The organism is Paenibacillus periandrae (genome assembly GCF_022458865.1).
In the GTDB taxonomy this organism is placed as follows: Bacteria; Bacillota; Bacilli; order Paenibacillales; family NBRC-103111; genus Paenibacillus_S; species Paenibacillus_S periandrae.
Genome location: NZ_JAJNMU010000226.1, coordinates 1 through 255, shown reverse-complemented (window position 1 = coordinate 255; position 255 = coordinate 1). Strand labels below are relative to the sequence as shown.

The 255-nt window shown below is 54.5% G+C and carries 1 pseudogene; it reads right to left on the bottom strand.

The annotated features are described in order from the left end of the window. Positions 1-255 (bottom strand): annotated as a pseudogene (locus LRL21_RS47525) (ABC transporter ATP-binding protein); the annotation flags it as partial.

Sequence of the window (255 nt, the reverse complement as noted above, 5' to 3'; positions counted from 1 at the left end):
GGAAATTCATACGCCCGATGAACTGAGCGACGAACAGCGTTTCGGGGTTATCATAAATTCGCTGCGGCGGGTCGATCTGCTCGATCCGTCCGGCATTCATAACGACGATCCGGTCAGAGATCGAGAGTGCCTCCTCTTGGTCATGCGTTACGAATACCATAGTAAGACCCGTACTTGCTTGAATGTCGCGCAATTCTTCGCGCATTTCGAGCCGCAACTTCGCATCGAGCGCCGAGAACGGCTCGTCCAGCAGCA